Below are 17,361 nucleotides of genomic sequence, written 5' to 3' on the forward strand. Positions count from 1 at the left end.
GTCCGGTTACGTTGACGGGAGACTCTGGCAAAACTTCCGCCGGATTGCTCCCCGATGCCGCGCTGCCGGGATGCCCGCACGGGAGAAACGCCGCGATCGCCGCCTGGTTGGGCCTGCGTGCGTCCTCTGCCCGAACGTCACGAGTGCGCGGGCTCCGGCTGCGCGGGTGCCGCGAATTCGGCCGGCGCGTACCAGCCGGCGAGCATCTCGGTGCAACGCGCGACGACGTACTGCGCGGCGGCGTTGCCGTGCAACGAGTGATCGAGCGCGTCCTGCAGGTCGACGGATACGTTCGGCCAATGCCCGAACGCACGGGATGCGGGGCCAAAATGCCGGACCAGCGCGTCGACACCCGCATCGAACGTGCCGTAGACGAGATGCGTACGGACGCCGTGCGCCGACATGTTTCGCAGCAATCCGCGAGGTGTCTCGTTACCCGGACGCCAGCCGAAATGCTCGCCGACACGCTTGACGGGCACCGTCATGACACCCGTGACGAAACGGAACAGCGCGCGCAGGACTGGCCGCAGATCGCGCCCTTCGCGCATCAGCCGACGCAGCTTGTCGCGGCTGCGCAGCGATGCCCAATAGCCGCGCATCGAATTGGTCTGGTTATTGACGGCATTCGCGAGCGTTTCGCCGCGCGGCCAGATGAAAACCGGAAGATTGACCGCAATCACGCCGGCGAAATGCTCGCGCGCGGCGGCATGAAGCGATGCGTACGCGCCGGAGCAGATCCCGAATGCCACGATCTCGCGATGCCCCTGCCCCTTCAGCCACTCGGCCGCAGATGCGATATCGTCGATCACCTGATCCGAATACGGAATATCCGACTGATCGTCTCGCGCACGCGGGCCGCTGTCGCCGATGCCGCTCGAATCGACGCGCAGGCTGCTGATACCCGATGCCGCTAGCGACCGGGCGAGGCGAACCGCAAGCCGGCCGTCGGCGACGTGCGGATTGGCTGCCGTGTTGGTGATCAACAGGGTCGGTGCGGCCGCGCGCCGGATGTTGCCGGCCGGTTCGCACAGTACGCCGAACAAGCGCCCTGGCCCCACCGAGACCATGCGTTCGACACTGCCCTCTCCTGCCAGGGACACGGCCGACTCGGTGCTCCGAACGGAAACGCGAACGGCCGCATCGGAACTGTCGTCGACCCAGTTCGCGACCCTGTCGATCAATCCGTCGGGTAGCCGTGACCAGACCGGCTCCCGCATGAGACCGCCCCAGTCCGGGCAGGCCTGCAGATCGACCGAAACCCCGCGCGCCTCGAGGGCATCCGACAGCGCAGGACCGTCGCCGTACGGTGCATCGACGAGCAACGCGCGCGCCGGCAACGCCTGGAGTCGTCCGGCAGACTCACACAGGTTGATGGCCCGCAGTGCAGCGACAAGATCATCGGGATACGCGTGCCCGAGCACATGGAGCGGTCGTTCGTCTCGAACCGCCTCCCGCACGGCCGGCGGCACGTTGTCGAGCCAGCGTTGCGCGACGAGAGAAAGCTCGCGCAGGTAGCCGCGGCCGCGCACCACCGGCGCCAGCGCGACGAAGCGCGTGAATCCGGGGATGCCGTCCGCGGCGAGGAGCGCCAATGCGGCGCCGGCGCGCACGCCGACGAGCGTCAGCGTGTCCGACGCGACACGCTCGCGCAGCGCATCGGCGGCATGCCGAACGCTCTCGAGCATGTGGTCGAAGCGGTCGGCGTCGTGTTCGTCGCCCAGCGAGTCGCCACTTGCGGGATAGTGGAATCGCAGCACCGGAAAGCCGCGCTCGGCGAGATGCTCGGCGAGCGCGCGCACGAGTTTGTGAAGCCAGAGCGCCTCGTGACCGAGCGGCTCGCAAATCACGATGCCATGTGGGCGATGGCCCGCGTGAAACCAGCCGACACATCCGTTGAACTGAATGGGTGTCATGATCCGGTCCTTTCGCCATACACCTGATGGTTCGTCGCGCCGCTGGATCCCTGTCGCATGCCGCGAAGCAGGCATCCGGGCACCGGAAACGGCTGCGCGTGCGTCCGGGTGAGCGTCAACTCGCGGCCGGAACGAGGCTGCGTGTACGCCTGGCCGAATAAACCGAATCGGGAACGACTGACGTTGCGACGATGCGAGCCGGCTCCCCGTAACCGGCTCCGTCCTTGCGTATCGATTTGGGTTCCCACGGAAACGCCTGTATGTGAAAACACCCGCGTGACCGTCCGGGTCCGGCGAGTGCCTGTCGAGGATCGCCTGGCCTGCAAGCGCCTCTGAGTTGAGATTGGTCTTGGTAATTTATTAGTTCGGACGACGTTACATTTCTGTTCGTTCCCCCGGATCAGCTTGACAGGCCAAACACGATAACCTGCTCGGATAGCGGCGATTAAGCCATCCAATCCCGACGCGTTCCGTACGTCACATTACATTTTCACAACACGCCGTCCCGGACTTGCGGCGCCACTTCCACGCAAGGCTCGCATTACCGGACGTGCGCGGTCGCCCCAACCGACCGCTCGGCACGCGTGAGCAATATTGGCGTTCGTCCGTCTACGTGCGGATCTGCGGCCGGTCGCGAACCCGCCCGGTCGATTGCCCCTGGCGGCATCATCGGCACTCGAGCGCCATGGCACTGCCGAGCCGGTCGTGCTCCAACCCGGCAATACACGATTGAACACCTTCCGGCACCGTACGTATGTGAGGAACCTCACTCAACTCGTCACACGAATATCGGTCCGCCGCATCAGGCTCCGCACAACCGCTATTGCCCCAGTCTTGGAATCATCACGACCGTAGGGGCGGCGCTATAGGTGACCGTCATCGCATCGCCTGGCTTCAGATCGATGAGACCGTTCGTCAAGCCGGCGGCATAGGCCGCCTGCCCGTTTCGCGACACGGCGATCGACGATACGGTACCGCCGGTAACAGACATGCTGACCCCGCTGAGGTTGCGGTTCGCGAACGTCCATGGCGAAGGACCGACCGTCTGCGCGACCGGGTTGAGCTGCACCCCAAGACCGACAAATCCGTTCTGAGCGATGTTGTCCTCGCCCCACGCAGTAGAACTCCACGAACTCGAGGAAATCAGCGTGTCGATCGCCCGCGGATAATTGACGGGCTGAGCCATGTAATTGCCACGAACTTTGAGAGATGCGCCGGCGACAAGCGTTCCGATCGTTATGAAACGGGCGAGTCCATTGCAGCAGCCGATGTTTTCTCCGACGTTGTCGCTGATCTCCGTGACATTCGCGCAAGAGCCGTCCACGTATATCCCGTCCTTCGATATGCCGGATAGCTGGTTTTTCGAAACGATGCAATTGCGAGTGTTGTACAAGGCGATTCCGGACACCGCGCTCAATCCCCCCGTCCCTGTGAACGTGATGGACGCGCCGTTTGCGATTCCGGTTCCAGTAACGTTGTTCGACAAAGTGACTGTCGGACCGTTACCATTGCCCGACACTGCGGTTACATACGTGCCTGTCGGAATGTTCGCTCCGGATACCCCCTGGCCGACTGCACAGCCACGCGCCGACGGATAAGGCGTAAACGTCAGCGTGTTGGTCCCTGCCGCCGACGCGGCCGAGGTCACGATGGTCTGCGACGCCATGCAGACCATCGGCGTGAATACGATGGCGGCACCATTCGCGACGGTGCCCGTCACGCCCTTGCTGAGCGTCACTGAAGTCGCCGTCACACCGGTCACGAAGGTTCCAGTCGCGATGTTGGAACCGCTGACGGCCTGCCCGATCGAGACGCCGGTCGCTTCATCGCCTGGCGATCCGAAACCGTAGAGATCGTTGCAAGTCACGCCCGTCGTCGTGGAGAACGTGAGCACGGTGGCGCCGCTCGCAGCAGAAGCCGTCGACGAGATCGTCGCCCCGAACAGGCCGACGCCCGAAAAGATCACGGCCGCACCACTGGGAACGGTCGCTTTCCTGTCCAGCGTGACCGTCGAAGTGCCCGCCGATACAACCATACCGATCTGTACGCTCGTCGATCCATTGAAATACCACGCGGTCATGCCGACTGCGACACCAGGCGTATTGGCAAAGTTCAGTGTCGTCGATGCCGACGTCGCACCGATCGTCGTCAACGGGAATCCGTTCTTGTTGTTGGGATCCCATGCATTGCTGATCGTGTTCTGCGAGATGTTGACGTGAATGTTGTTTCCAGCTGGTTGCCACAGTCCGATCGGCGTTCCCGCAGCGTTCTTGATCGTGTTGTTGACGATCGTGATATGCGAGTTGTTGAATCCGGCAGTTGCAGTCACGACCAATGCCCCATAGCCGATCGGTCCATTCGGCGAATTGACGATTGCACCGATATTCGATTGAACGCCGCACGTATCCAGAACGTTGTTCGCGATCGTCACATTGTCGTTGCCGTACGACTGGTAAACACTCGTCAACTCCGACGCGACATATATGCCGGCCGCCATCGGGTTGTAGATCTGGTTGTCGGTCACCGTGATGTCTTGCGCCCCGACGATCGCTACACCACGCGCATATTTGGTTCCGACGACCCGGTTGTTTGCGATCGTGACGCGGCGGGGCCGGACGCCCTCGTTGAAATAACCCACCACCGCAAACGCGTCGTCGCCGCCGTTGATCACTTCGTTGTTCGTAATCGTGATATCAGCGCTTGCCTTCGTCACATGAATGCCGTCATGCCAGATGTTGAGCAGCGTATTGCCGAACACCTTGCCGTTGACACAACTGCGCATGAGCGCGCCGCCGCCGGCCGAATTATTGAACTTGCATCCCGATATTTCGAACTGGCTGCAGCCCTGCAAGTTGATCGAACCGGCGTTCTCGTCGGGGTAATACGCGGTCGCATTCGCTGAAAAGAATTGCAGATTCCGGATTTTGAAATTACTGGCACCGCTCCAGTAGATCACCGAATTCTGTCCTTGCGACGTCGTGCATTGCAGGATCGAGTCCCACCCGGCTCCGACGATCGATGCCGTTGCCGTCAGCGTATTGCTGTACAGGTAAGTCCCCGGCGGGAAATACAGCGGGATCCCGGCATTGAGCGCCACCTGGAGTGCCGCCGTATCGTCAGTCACGCCGTCACCCTTCACCCCGAACCGCCTCACGCTCATCGGGAGGTCGACCAGTTCCTGCAGCAGCGGACGGGCGGTCAGACCAGTAGCGTTACCCACAACGTATGTAGCCGGAAATTCTGCTGTCATTCAAGCGCTCCATATCGCCGCGATTCAATCGCGATGCAAAGAAGTCAAAAAATGGGGGAATCCGAATGGAATGGGCGAGCACGATCGTTCGTGCTCGCCCATTCCAGAATAGAGGCGGCAATCTCGACAAACAGTGCGTGAAATGACCTAAGCCAGGTTCGATGCGCACGCAACAACCTGGAACGCATGCCTCGCCGTATCGCCCTCGAGAACGTGGCGCGCAGGCACTTCTTACCCTGCTGCACAGCCGCAATCGGGAACGTTGACCACCTTTCCACCCCGCCGCCCCACCTCATCCAAAAAAGATCGTACGTATCGGTAGAAACACCGATGCTGTAGTCAAACTACATTCGTACGATTGGTCGCTGCGGAGAATCGCTACATCCGAATCAACCATGCAGGACGGTCCGCGTAGCCGTCCTCGATGTTCGATCGGGCCCAACCGGCCGTAACGATTCCCCGCCTGGCCTGGCGTGCCGACGCGCAACCACCCCGCAGCGCCAGCCGAATACCTCCGGTGCGAATCCACCGGTCGTGTGCAGCTCCAGACATCATCCGAACAACCGGCAATACGATCATGGAGAACAACATGCGAGACAAACTCTGGCCGGCCGTCGTGCTGGCAGCGACCCTCTGCACCACCGCCTACGCCGGCGACGCCGATTTCAATTCGCAGGGCGACGCGACCGAGTCATTCGCGTCGGCCGCCGCGCAACGACGCGCTGACCTGCTCGTGCGCAAGATGACGCTCGACGAGAAGCTTCAGTTCATTCATTCGCAATACGAAATGTCAAAGGTACCGGGCGGCGGCGCCGGCTACATCCAGGGCGTGCCGCGGCTCGGCATCCCCGATCTCAACATGGTCGATTCGGCGACCGGCTCCGGCAGCACGTCGCAGGCCAGCACGACGTTCCCTGCGACGATCGCCGTCGCCGCGAGCTGGGATCGCCGGCTGTCGTACGACTTCGGCAAGCAGGTCGCGATCCAGTTGCGCGCGCAAGGGTTCGGCATGGGCCTCGGCGGCGGCACCAACCTTGCGCGCGAGCCGCGCGGCGGCCGCCTGTTCGAGTATCTCGGCGAAGACCCGCTGCTCGCCGGCGACCTGCTCGCCGAACGCACGCTCGCGACGCAGCGGCAGAAAGTCATCGCGACGATCAAGCACTACGCCGGCAACGAACAGGAGCATGGCCGGATGGGCGGCAACACGCAGATCGACGAGCGCACGCTGCGCGAGCTTTACCTGCTGCCGTTCGAGATCGCCGCGAAGCGCGGCCGGCCCGGCAGCGTGATGTGCAGCTACAACCGCTTGAACGGCACGTATGCGTGTGAAAACAATCACCTGCTGAACGACGTGCTGAAGAACGAATGGGGCTTCCAGGGCCAGGTGCAGTCGGACTGGGGCGCCACGCATAGCACCGCGGCCGCGATCAACGCCGGCCTCGACGAGGAAGAAGACGTCGGGCCGAGCGTGTACCTGACGCCGGCGGCCGTCAAGCAGGCGATCGCGAACGGCTCGGTGTCGACCGCACGCCTCGACGACATGGTGCGCCGCAAGCTCGCCGTGATGATCCGCGTCGGCGTGATGGACGATCCGGCCAAGGGCGGCGGTACGATCGATTTCGCCGCTGCGAACCGGTTCGCGCAGGCGGCCTCCGAGCAGTCGATCGTACTGCTGAAGAACGACGGCAACCAGTTGCCGCTGGCCGCATCGGCGCTGTCGCGTATCGCCGTGATCGGCGGCCATGCGGACACGGCCGTGCTGTCCGGAGGCGGCTCGGGCAACACGCGCGATCCGGTCTCGGGTTCGTTCGCGGGCTGCGGCGGCCTGACGTTCGGGTCTTCGACGGGCTGCAGCTGGTGGCGCAATCCGTGGCTGAAGGTCGACGTGCCGATCGTCGCGGCGATCCGTGCGCTCGCGCCGGCCGCGCAGGTCACGTACGCGGGCAACAGCGACCAGCAGTCGCCGTTCCGCGCGTACACGCAGCAGGAGATCGACCAGGCCGCGGCGCTCGCGGGCCGCTCGGATGTCGCGATCGTCGTGGTCGCTCAGCCGGCCGGCGAGGATTTCGGCGACCTGCAGAGCCTGAGCCTCGCGAACCCGTCGAATCAGGACGCGCTCGTCGAAGCCGTCGCGCGTGCGAATCCACACACGATCGTCGTCGTCCAGAGCGGCAACCCGGTGCTGATGCCGTGGAAGGACAACGTGTCGGCCATCGTCGAGGCGTGGTATCCGGGCGAAGCCGGCGGCAAGGCGATCGCGAACGTGCTGTTCGGCGCGGTCAATCCGTCGGGCAAGCTGCCCGTCACGTTCCCGGCGCGCGATCAGGATTCGCCGACCTGGGGGCAAAACGGCGCGTTCGACAACGATCCCGTCTACGCGGAAAAGCTGAACATGGGCTATCGCTGGTATGACGCGCGCAACATCAAGCCGATGTTCGAGTTCGGCCACGGGTTGTCTTATACCCACTTCGCGTATTCGGGGCTGTCGGTATCGAAGCAATGGGACGGCTCGTTGAGCGTCGCCTTCACCGTGCGCAACGACGGGCGCGTCGCCGGCGCGGAAACGCCGCAGGTCTATCTCGGCGTGCCGTACAAGGACGAACCGCCGAAGCGGCTGGTCGGCTGGGAAAAGATCCGGCTGAATCCGGGCGAGGCGCGGCGCGTGCGCGTGAACGTATCGCCACGCATGCAGAGCGTGTGGGACACGTCGCGTAACGGCTGGCGGGTCGTATCGGGCGGGACGGTGTATGTCGGTGCGTCGTCGCGCGATATCCGGCTGCAAGGCAACTGATCGCTGCCGGACCAGCGGGGAGCCGCGCGCCCGGCTTCCCCGTGCCTGCCGATCATCCGAACGGCGCTACCGGAGCAGCAGCGCCAGCACCGTCGCGAGCGCGGCCATCGCGACGATCGCCGCCGCCACGCCGGCCAGATGCGCGGCAACCACCAGGCCGGCCGGCAATCGCGATGCGATGCCGGCCATCACGCACCGCCCGCTTCCAGCGTGTCGAGCAACGGCCGCGCCAGATGCAGGATCTGGTACACCGTGCCGGCTGCGCCGTCGTCCGGTTCGTGGTCCGTGACGAGCGCACGCGTCAGCCGCCAGCGTAGCGGATCGAGACTGACGGCAGCCGCCACCACACCCTGCCGCGCCGCGACTTCGCGATTACGCGCAATCTCTCGTGCAAGCGTCGCGTCGAGGTCGGCATCCGCCGGAATATCGAGGGTTTCCAGACGCGCAAAGCGTCCCGCCGCCGCAGCGCCCTTGCGCGCATCGAGCGCAACCTGCGTGTCGATCGGCGCGCGCCCGAAGCTGTCCGTCACGACCCGATAGCGGCCGTCCATCACGAAGCGGGCGAACGCCTGCTCGCTGCGCCACAGATAGAACGACGCATAGCCGTTTTCCGTCGCGCCGAAGCGGCCTGCTTCGCGAAGCAGGAACCCCTTGAACAGCAATTCCGGCGTGTCGTCCCACAGCCTGCCGCGCTCGCGCACGCGATTCCGGATGATCTCGAGGTCGTAGTCCGCCGGCAGGCGGTGTACGTAGTACGCGGTCAGCATGATCGACTCCTGGCGAAAGAAACGGCGGGACATCACGACGGCTTGGGAACAGCGTAGAAGACCTTGAATCATTTGAAAAGACGATGGCATCATATTTCAATGATTCGCTTTTCAAATGAATGAGTGCACGATGAAAACGCTCGACATCGAAGCCGTGCAGGCGTTCGTGCTGACCGCCGACCTCAAGAGCTTCACCCGGGCCGCCGAGGCGATGGACACGACGCAGTCGGCGGTGAGCCTGAAGATCAAGCGGCTCGAAGACGGTCTCGGCCGCCGCCTGCTGGAACGCACGCCGCGGCAGGTGCGCCTGTCGGCAGACGGCGCCGCGTTCCTGGAGCCGGCACGCGAACTGGTCGCCGCTCACCACGGCGCGGTCGGCGCATTCGGCACCGGGCAGCGGCGGCTGGTGATCGGCGTCAGCCACCATGTCGTCGGCGCCGATCTCCCGATGCTGCTGCGGCGCATGAGCGAAGCGGAACCGGCGCTCGTGCTCGAGATCCGCGTCGCGGCGTCACGCGACGTACTCGGCGCATTCGACCGCGGCCAGCTCGACGCGGCCGTCGCGCTGCAGCACGACAGCCGGCGGCTCGACGGCGAAACCATCCTGTCGGAGTCGTTCGGCTGGATGGCGGCGGCGGATTTCGAGTACCATCCGCCGCAACCGCTGCGGCTGGCCACGCAAGCCGAGCCGTGCAGCGTGCGCCGCATGGCGGTCGGCGCGCTGGACGAAGCCGGTGTCGCGTGGACGGAAGTCTTTGTCGGCGGCGGTGTCGCGACGATCGGCGCGGCGGTGTCCGCGGGGCTCGCCGTCGCGGCGCTCGGGCATCGCGTGGCGCCTGCCGGCACGGTCGACGTGGGCACGCAATACGGGCTGCCGCCATTGCCGGCGCGCGACGTGGTGCTTTACTCGAACCAGACCGATGCGCAGGCGAGGCAAGCGTTGCGCACGCTGGGCGCGGCGCTGCGGGCGTCGGTCGGCGTGCGCTGACGCCGGGCGCGGTATGCTTCGACAGGCGCCGCGCATCCGCGGCCGCCGAGACAGACAACATCCGGAATACGGGCAGGCGATTGCATCGCGCATGCTTGCCCCTGACGATCGACGTGACTTACACCCTATCCGCACCCCGTACGACCGAACTCGAGATCCGCAAGAGCCGCTTCATCGGGTTCGCGATCCCCGTCGACGACCGCGACGCCGCGATGCAGGCGCTGCAGCGCCTGCGCGACGAGCACCCGACGGCCACCCATGTGTGCTGGGCATTGCTGGCCGGCGGCCAGTCGGGCATGTCGGACGACGGCGAGCCGTCGGGCACGGCAGGCCGCCCCATTCTCGAAGTGCTGCGTCATCACGATCTCGACGGCGTGCTCGGCGCGGTCGTGCGTTACTACGGCGGCGTGAAGCTCGGCGCGGGTGGCCTGGTACGCGCCTATACGGACGCGATCGCCTCGGCGCTGCTCGATGCGGAGCGCGTCGAGCGGATTCGCCAGACGCGCCTCGCGATCGAGATCGGCTACCCCGAGGAGGCGCGTGTGCGCCGCTGGATCGAACAGGCCGCGTACGAACTGGTGGACAGCGCGTACGGGATGACGGTGAAGCTGGTGATCAAGCTGCCGCAAACCGCCGAGGCCGATGCGAGAACCGCGCTGTTCGACCTGACGCAGGGGCGCGCGGGTTTCCCGCCGCTTTGACGCGCGGGCAAGGCGCCCGCCTTCCCCGCTGTGCCCGATCAAGCCTGACGCGTTCCGGCGTCAGTAGGTATCCGGCACGATCATGTCGTCCGGCGTCGGCCGGCGGATGTAATCCTCGTGATGCTCGCGCGGCGGCAGGTCGATCGACGGGTGCGGCACCTCGTGATACGGCACCTGGCTCAGCAGGTGGTGGATGCAGTTCAGCCGCGCGCGCTTCTTGTCGACGGCCTGCACGACCCACCACGGCGCTTCCGGAATGTGCGTGCGTTGCAGCATCTCTTCCTTCGCGGCCGTATAGGCCTCCCAGCGGCGGCGGCTTTCGAGGTCCATCGGGCTCAGCTTCCACTGCTTCAGCGGATCCTGGATCCGGGCCTGGAAGCGCACTTCCTGCTCGTGATCGGTGATCGAGAACCAGTACTTGACGATCTGGATGCCGCTGCGCACGAGCATCTTCTCGAACTCGGGCACCGACCGGAAGAACTCCTCGTACTCGTCGTCGGTACAGAAATTCATCACGCGCTCGACGCCTGCGCGGTTGTACCAGCTGCGGTCGAACAGCACGATCTCGCCGCCTGCCGGCAGATGCGCGACGTAGCGCTGGAAGTACCATTGTGTGCGCTCGCGGTTGTTCGGCGCGGGCAGCGCGGCGACACGACACACGCGCGGGTTCAGACGCTGCGTGATGCGCTTGATCGCGCCGCCCTTGCCGGCCGCGTCGCGCCCTTCGAAAATGACGACGAGCCGGTGCCCCGTGCTCACGACCCAGTCCTGCAGCTTCACGAGCTCGCCCTGCAGCCGGAACAGCTCGCGGAAATATTCCTTGCGTGCCTCGCGACGCTCTTGCGAAAACAGCAACGCGTCGCCGTCGTCGAAGCGCCGGTCGTCGAGTTCCATCTCGAGCTCTTCGTCGTACGCGTCGACGAGATCCTCCTCGAAACGGCGCTGGCGCGCTTCCATCGAGTCCGTATCGGCAAGGTTGTCGGTCTCGGTGCGGGTATCGTTGTCGCCCATGGGGCCTCCTTCCGTCATTGACGCAGCCAAACTCCATCATTATCCCAGTGTCGCGCGTCAAATTCATGAAACGGGCGGCCACACCCGTCAGAAGCGGAAGTTCAGCAGCACGCTGGCCAGCACGGGGTTCGCCGAAATGTCGAACGTGTTCGATGCGAGGGTCCGGTTCGGCTGGCTGATGTCGAGCGTGATCCGGGTCCGCAGCGGGACGTAGGTGACCATTCCGGTGACCCAGAGCCGGCGTGTGATCTGGTAGCTCGCGCCGACGGTGAACACCGGCTCCCACACGCTCTTCACCTTCGCGGATACGTTGGTCTTCCCCGACAGCAGCAGGTCGCCGCCGGCATCCCAGATCCGCTGGAACAACGCCGGGTCGAGCAGCAGCGACTGCAGGCTGCCGATGTCCGCGCCCGCCGCGAGCAGCCCGCCGAGCGACGCCAGCTTGCGCTGGAACACGGGGTTCAGGTTGGTATTCGTGAAGCGCGTGTAGCTGATGCCGATGCCCGCGAACGGGCGGAAACGATCGTCCCGCTCGCCCAGGTAGTACTTGAACACGACGGAGCCGAGCCACGCGCGCGTGGTCGCGAGCGGGTTGCTTTGCGTGTTCGCGAGATCGATCAGCGGAAAGCGCCCGTGGACGCCGGCAAAGATGCGATCGAGCGGCAGCGCGATGCTGCCGTGCCCGCGCAACGTCAGCACCGGCGGAATGCCGCCGCCGAGTTCGGCCGCCCAGTTCTCCGAGAAAAAGTGAGTGAACGTGAACGCCAGCGTGTTCGTATTGCTGAGCGACAGGCTCGAACCGTGGTTCTGGAAGCTGTTCAGCCCGAGCGCGTCGGTGCGCGTCGTCACGGGCGTCGACCGGCCGGTCGTCGCGATGAAGTGCCAGCCGAGGCCGACCATGTTGCGGTCGTTGCCCGCCAGTTGCTCGAGCAACGGCGGCGCCTGCGCGGCCGGCAGGTCGGGCAGCCGCGAAGGATCGACCGGATGCAGTTCGTACGGCATCCGGTCCGCGTGGACGACGCCACCAGCCTGGGCGTCATCTGCCGATGCGTCGCGCGGCACGGCCGAATCGCAGCCGCCGGCCGCATCGTTGTCGTCGAAGCCGATACCGTCCGCGCCATCGTCGTGCGCTGCTGCGCACGCGCGCCCCGCTCCGCCGGTTCGCTGCCCGAGCGTGATCTTGCGTGCGGTCAGCGGGACGGCGTCGGGTGGCGCCGCGTCGGCCGAAGCGCCGTTGCGCCCGCCGCGCGCCGGCCCCGCGTCGGTCGCCCACGCGCTCGCATCGAACCCGTCCGCGTCGCCGCCCGGCCAGAAGCCGATGCCGTCGGCGCCGGCCTGCCAGCGCGGTTCCGCGTCGCCGTCCGGCTGCGGCGCACCGTGCGCGGCGGCCGCGCATGCGAACAGCGTCGCGCCGAGCCAGCGCGACAGCGGACGCACGGAACCCGGCCGCGCGCGGCGGCGGCACGTGTCGCGATTCGCCATCGGCTCAGGCCGGCACGCCGAACAGGCGCTGGCGGATCCGGTACAGCGGCTCGAACAGCCATTCGAGCAGGCTGCGCCGCTCCAGCACGACGTCGGCCTTCAGCATCATCCCGGCCCGCAGCGACAACGGTCGCCCTTCGAACGATGGCGTGCGATCGGCGAGTTCGACCCAGGTCTTGAAGTAGGTCTGCGGCGCGGCCGCGTCGCCAGGCAGGTTCAGTTCCTTCGCCGAGAACGCAACGGGCGAGATCGACAGCACCTTGCCGCGATAGGTGCCGAACTTCTCGACCGGATAGCTTGCGTACGCAACCTTCACTTCCTGCCCTTTCTTCACGAAGCCGGCCTTCGACGACGGAATGTACACCTCGGCGATCAACCCGTCGGCCTTCGCGGGCAGGATCTCGACGACGCGCGTGCCGGGCGGGTCGATCACGCCGCCCTGCACGACGTCGAGCCGCACGATCTGCCCGTCGGCCGGCGCGTACAGCACCTGGTTCACGTTCTCGTCGATGTTGTATTCCTTCGCATTCAGTTCTTCCTGCTTGATCTTCAGCTCGGCATTCGCGCCGTCGTACTTGCTCTGCATCGTGTCGAGATCGCCGCGCAGCTTCATCGCGTTCTTCGCCAGCTCGGCACGGCGCAGCAGCAGGTCCTGGTACGCCTGCCCAGCCTGCAGGTACTGCGTGTTGACCTGGTTGTACTGTTCGAGCGTCACGACCTGCTCGTCGAGCAGCTGCTTCACGCGTGCGCGCCGTTCGCCGTATTCGTCGACGATGCGCTTCTGGTCCTGGATCTGCCGGTCGATCAGCCCGCGGCTCTCGCCCTGCGCGGCGATCTGCTGGTTGATCTGCTGCACCGACGACCGGTATTCGAGCTGCGCCGCGTCGATCTGCTGCTTCACCTCGACGCGCTGCCGGTCGAGCGCCATGCGCATCCCCTGCACGTTGTTCGCCTGGCTTACGAAGCTCGTGTCGCGTGTCACCGCCAGCAGCCGCTGGCCGGCCTTCACGTGCTGGTCCTTGCCGACGTAAATGTCGCGCACGGCCCAGCCCGGCGGCGCACTGACGCCGATCAGCCCGGAGCGCGGCGTCAGCATCCCCGACACGCTCTCGGTATTCGCGTAGCTCAGTTCGACGAGCGCGGTGACGAACATCGCGAACATCGCCAGCGACAGGTAGCAGAAGAACCGCATCGACACCGGCACGTCGACGACGCCGTGGATCACGGTGCCGAAGGTCGTGCCGCGCGCGAGCTTGCGTGACGGCTTCTGTTCTCGGAGGGCGGAGTTCCAGGTCGGCATGGGGCAGGCTCGTCAGGAGCGACGCCGCGCGGCCGCATCGAGCAGCGGCGTCGGCATCAGGTAAGGCGTGAAGTGTTCCCAGAAATGCCATTGCTCGGGCTGGCGCATGAGCGCCTGTTCGAGCCGGTCGACGATGCGCTGGTGTGTCGCGCGCACCGGCGACGCGTCGTCGTCCGCGCCCAGCATCGGCGCGAGCGGGCTGGCCGCGAGCTCAGTGAAATGCACCGCGCAGCGATCGCGGAACGGCACGCCCGTCGCGTACGAGACGAGCAGCGAAATCCCCTGCTCGACCGCAAGCTTCACGCCGCCGCCGGCCATCCGCACCCAGCGCCCGCCGAGCCGGCAGCGGTTGGTCTTGCCGAACTTGCCGTGCAGGTCGGAGAACAGCAGGAACACGGGCGCCTCGCGCCGCAGGCTCGTGATCAGCCGCCGCAGGTGCACGCGCTCCTCGATGTCGATGAACTCGACCTCGCCGGCACCATATTCGGCAACGAGCCGCAGCGCATCGTCGAAGAACGCGCCGGGCGCATCGCGGTGCAGGATCACCATCAGCTTGCGGTCGTCCGGAATCATGAAGCGCAGCTTCGTGACGAACAGCATCAGGTTGCCGAAGTGCAGCCCCGCAAGCATCAGCGGGCCGCCGCGTGCGAGCGCCGCGCGCAGCTGGTCGTCGCCTTCGCACGCCATCCCGTCGATCATCGACTTCATCGATTCGAGGCTGTGCGTGCGCAACTTGAGCCCCGCGAATTCGGCCTCGAACAGCTCGCGCACGATCGCGGCCGACACCTCGCGCACGCGCCGCGGATCGTCGTTCAGGTGCGCGCTCAGCATGTAGGCGACCGCGCGTTCGATCGACTCACGAATGCACGGAAAGCAGCGCAGGCACGCGCCCGAGCACCAGCGCATCAGCCGCAGCCCACGCGCAGGCGACGTGCGCAGCGCGACCGCACGCACCGCGCGGCGCACCAGGAACGCGTACGAGAACGGATTGAGCAGGAAGAGTCGTCCGAGCATCACCGCATCTCCTCGTTCGCGCGCCATGCGTCGGTCGCATCGATCAGGACGCCTTCGTTCATCTCGTAGATGCGGTCGACCATCGACAGGATCGACGCGTCGTGCGTGACGAGCACGATCGTGCACGGCAGCGTCAGCACGTTGCGGCAGATTTCGTGCGTCGTCGCCTGGTCGAGGTTCGACGAAAACTCGTCGAGGATCAGCAGGCGCGGCTCGCAATACAGCGCCCGCGCGATCAGCAGCCGCTGCATCTGGCCGGCCGACAGGAATTTCTGCGTATCGCCGAGCGGCGTGTCGTATCGGTGGTCGAGCCGCTCGATCTCGTCGTGGATGCATGCGAGCTTCGCCGCGTCGAACATCGCGCCGATCCGCGGCGCCGGCGCGAAGTTCGTGATGTTGTCGCGGATCGTCCCGCGAAACAGCTGGTCGGACTGCGTGACGGCCGCGAGATGCTTGCGGTACTGCCGCAAGTTCACTTCCGCGAGATCGACGCCGCTGACGAACAGCGTGCCGCGATCCGGCCGCACGAGCCCGCAGATCAGGTTCAGGAGTGTCGTCTTGCCGCTGCCGGTGCGGCCGACGATCGCGATCTTGCCGCCGGCCGGCACGTCGAGCGCGATGTCGCGCAGGATCGGGCGGTTGCCGCCCTTCGGCGTGTACGACAGCGCGCGGATCGACAGCGCGCCGTCGAACCCGTCGACCGGCCGCACGGCCGCATCCGGCGCGGGCTCCTCGGTCTCGGTCTGCAGCACGTCGGCGACGCGGTCCATGTGAACCTGCAGCACCTTGCGGCGCACGTAGAGCTGGATCGAGTCGATGAACTTGTCCGCGAACAGGTTCTTGTACTGGATGAACGCGTAGATCACGCCGATCGTGCTCTGGCCGTGCATCACGAGCCACGCGCCGTAGGTCACGATCACCAGTTGCTCGACATGCACGATTCCCTTCGAGATCGCATCGAACAGCAGTTGCAGCCGCTCCTGCTGGCGCATCGCCTGCAGCTTCTGCGTGAACGCGTTGACCCACAGGCTGCTGCGCGCGGTCTCGGCCGACAGCAGCTTGATCGAATGCGCGGAGCGGATGTTCTCGATCAGCAGCGCATCGGCCTCGGCGCCGCGCGTGAGGATCTGCGACATCGCGTCCTGCAGCTGCGGCTGGATCGCGAGCCGGCTCAGCGCGAACAGCACCATTCCGGCCAGGCTGATGCCGGCCAGCACCGGGCTGTAGTACAGCATCAGCACGAGCGTCAGCGTGCAGGTGACGACATTCAGCAGTCCGCCGACCAGCCCGTCGACGAGAAAGCGCCCGACCTCCGACACCGACGACACGCGCGAAATCGAATCGCCGGTGTTGTGGAACAGGAAATAGCCGATCGGCAGCCGCGCGAGATGGCCGACCATGTTCGCCGACAGCTGCTGCGACACGATGTTGCGCAGATAGCTCTTGATGTTGCCGACGAGGTTCGCGTACAGCGTGTCGAACAGGAACACGATCGCGAACAGGATCGTCAGCAGGTACAGGATGTCGACGTCGGTCTTCTTCAGCGCCTCGTCGATCGTCAGCTGCACGTACGACGGGCCGAGCAGCAGCAGGAGCTGCGCGGCGACGCCGCCCGCGATGCCGATCGCGAGGCTCTTGCGGATGCCCGTCAGCCCTTCGAGGTAGTCGCGCAGCCGGATCCGGTCGGCCTGCCCCGCCCGCGTGAAGCCGATGTCCGGATTCAGTTCGAGCGCATAGCCGGTGATGTGCGTGAGCGCCTGCGCGAGCGGCAGCTTCGTCTCGCCGAGCGCGGGATCGACGATGTGCACGCTGCCGTAGCCGACTTTCGTCAGCACGACATAATGGTTCATCCCCCAGTGCAGGATGCACGGCGTCTTGAGCGCGTCGAGTTCGCCCGCGTCGAACTGCAGCCCGCGGGCGCGCAGCCCGAGATCGTTCGAGATCTCCATCAGGTCGAAGAACGACAGCCCGGAATCGATCCGGACCGGATAGCGGTTGCGCAGCGTGCGCAACGTCGTTTCGCGCCCGTGCCACGACGCGATCATCGCGAGGCAGGCCAGGCCGCACTCCGTCACCTCGTCCTGCAGGACCGGACGGACTTTACGCGTATTGAAGAGCATGGTCGGGCACCCGGGGCGCGACGA

12 protein-coding genes are annotated in these 17,361 nt (G+C 65.7%); 3 read left to right on the top strand and 9 right to left on the bottom strand.

The window, feature by feature from the left end; all coding sequences use genetic code 11:
- Positions 1-137: 137 nt before the first annotated feature.
- Both AC5LXX_RS24680 and AC5LXX_RS24685 read right to left on the bottom strand, forming a co-directional pair.
- Positions 138-1,913 carry a serine aminopeptidase domain-containing protein gene (locus tag AC5LXX_RS24680; RefSeq protein WP_493411337.1) on the bottom strand — a complete coding sequence of 592 codons (1,776 nt, stop codon included), beginning with the start codon at positions 1,911-1,913 and terminating at the stop codon, positions 138-140.
- A gap of 820 nt (positions 1,914-2,733) precedes the next feature.
- On the bottom strand, positions 2,734-5,163 hold the full coding sequence (locus tag AC5LXX_RS24685) for a glycosyl hydrolase family 28-related protein (protein ID WP_493411338.1): 2,430 nt from the start codon (positions 5,161-5,163) through the stop codon (positions 2,734-2,736).
- A 589-nt stretch (positions 5,164-5,752) separates the two neighbouring features.
- Here AC5LXX_RS24685 and AC5LXX_RS24690 point away from each other — a divergent pair.
- On the top strand, positions 5,753-7,954 hold the full coding sequence (locus AC5LXX_RS24690; protein WP_493411339.1) for a glycoside hydrolase family 3 C-terminal domain-containing protein: 2,202 nt from the start codon (positions 5,753-5,755) through the stop codon (positions 7,952-7,954).
- Between the two features lie 66 nt (positions 7,955-8,020).
- Here AC5LXX_RS24690 and AC5LXX_RS24695 read toward each other — a convergent pair whose 3' ends face one another.
- Entirely contained in the window at positions 8,021-8,143 is a 123-nt protein-coding gene (locus AC5LXX_RS24695; protein WP_493411340.1) for a hypothetical protein, read from the bottom strand.
- Positions 8,143-8,721 (bottom strand): DUF4865 family protein, encoded by a 579-nt coding sequence (locus AC5LXX_RS24700; protein WP_493411341.1) that lies wholly within the window; start codon positions 8,719-8,721, stop codon positions 8,143-8,145. The genes AC5LXX_RS24695 and AC5LXX_RS24700 overlap by 1 nt, the downstream gene beginning before the upstream one ends.
- A gap of 130 nt (positions 8,722-8,851) precedes the next feature.
- Here AC5LXX_RS24700 and AC5LXX_RS24705 point away from each other — a divergent pair, with 130 nt between their 5' ends.
- Positions 8,852-9,709 (top strand): LysR family transcriptional regulator, encoded by an 858-nt coding sequence (locus tag AC5LXX_RS24705; protein ID WP_493411342.1) that lies wholly within the window; start codon positions 8,852-8,854, stop codon positions 9,707-9,709.
- A gap of 113 nt (positions 9,710-9,822) precedes the next feature.
- Positions 9,823-10,410 carry an IMPACT family protein gene (locus AC5LXX_RS24710; RefSeq protein ID WP_493411343.1) on the top strand — a complete coding sequence of 196 codons (588 nt, stop codon included), beginning with the start codon at positions 9,823-9,825 and terminating at the stop codon, positions 10,408-10,410.
- Positions 10,411-10,470: 60 nt separating this feature from the next.
- Here the strand turns inward: AC5LXX_RS24710 and ppk2 are convergent, their stop codons facing one another.
- From ppk2 to AC5LXX_RS24735, 5 genes are all read right to left on the bottom strand, one after another.
- Positions 10,471-11,421, bottom strand: coding sequence for a polyphosphate kinase 2 (gene ppk2, locus AC5LXX_RS24715; RefSeq protein WP_493411344.1), 951 nt, complete (start codon positions 11,419-11,421; stop codon positions 10,471-10,473).
- 87 nt (positions 11,422-11,508) lie between these two features.
- Entirely contained in the window at positions 11,509-12,903 is a 1,395-nt protein-coding gene (locus AC5LXX_RS24720) for an OmpW/AlkL family protein (protein WP_493411345.1), read from the bottom strand.
- Between the two features lie 4 nt (positions 12,904-12,907).
- A complete protein-coding gene (locus AC5LXX_RS24725) occupies positions 12,908-14,203 on the bottom strand; it encodes an HlyD family secretion protein (RefSeq protein WP_493411346.1) in 1,296 nt (431 codons plus the stop codon).
- A 12-nt stretch (positions 14,204-14,215) separates the two neighbouring features.
- On the bottom strand, positions 14,216-15,220 hold the full coding sequence (locus tag AC5LXX_RS24730; RefSeq protein WP_493411347.1) for a lysophospholipid acyltransferase family protein: 1,005 nt from the start codon (positions 15,218-15,220) through the stop codon (positions 14,216-14,218).
- The gene (locus tag AC5LXX_RS24735; RefSeq protein WP_493411348.1) at positions 15,217-17,337 is read right to left on the bottom strand and encodes a peptidase domain-containing ABC transporter; all 2,121 of its coding nucleotides are present in this window, start codon (positions 17,335-17,337) and stop codon (positions 15,217-15,219) included. The genes AC5LXX_RS24730 and AC5LXX_RS24735 overlap by 4 nt, the downstream gene beginning before the upstream one ends.
- Between the last annotated feature and the right edge of the window lie 24 nt (positions 17,338-17,361).

Source organism: Burkholderia torrens (genome assembly GCF_984668525.1).

Excerpts from the sequence above, each read along its gene's own strand:
- AC5LXX_RS24680 (WP_493411337.1), bottom strand. The coding sequence starts at position 1,913 with ATGACACCCATTCAGTTCAACGGATGTGTCGGCTGGTTTCACGCGGGC.
- AC5LXX_RS24685 (WP_493411338.1), bottom strand. The coding sequence starts at position 5,163 with ATGACAGCAGAATTTCCGGCTACATACGTTGTGGGTAACGCTACTGGT.
- AC5LXX_RS24690 (WP_493411339.1), top strand. The coding sequence starts at position 5,753 with ATGCGAGACAAACTCTGGCCGGCCGTCGTGCTGGCAGCGACCCTCTGC.
- AC5LXX_RS24695 (WP_493411340.1), bottom strand. The coding sequence starts at position 8,143 with ATGGCCGGCATCGCATCGCGATTGCCGGCCGGCCTGGTGGTTGCCGCG.
- AC5LXX_RS24700 (WP_493411341.1), bottom strand. The coding sequence starts at position 8,721 with ATGCTGACCGCGTACTACGTACACCGCCTGCCGGCGGACTACGACCTC.
- AC5LXX_RS24705 (WP_493411342.1), top strand. The coding sequence starts at position 8,852 with ATGAAAACGCTCGACATCGAAGCCGTGCAGGCGTTCGTGCTGACCGCC.
- ppk2 (WP_493411344.1), bottom strand. The coding sequence starts at position 11,421 with ATGGGCGACAACGATACCCGCACCGAGACCGACAACCTTGCCGATACG.
- AC5LXX_RS24720 (WP_493411345.1), bottom strand. The coding sequence starts at position 12,903 with ATGGCGAATCGCGACACGTGCCGCCGCCGCGCGCGGCCGGGTTCCGTG.
- AC5LXX_RS24725 (WP_493411346.1), bottom strand. The coding sequence starts at position 14,203 with ATGCCGACCTGGAACTCCGCCCTCCGAGAACAGAAGCCGTCACGCAAG.
- AC5LXX_RS24735 (WP_493411348.1), bottom strand. The coding sequence starts at position 17,337 with ATGCTCTTCAATACGCGTAAAGTCCGTCCGGTCCTGCAGGACGAGGTG.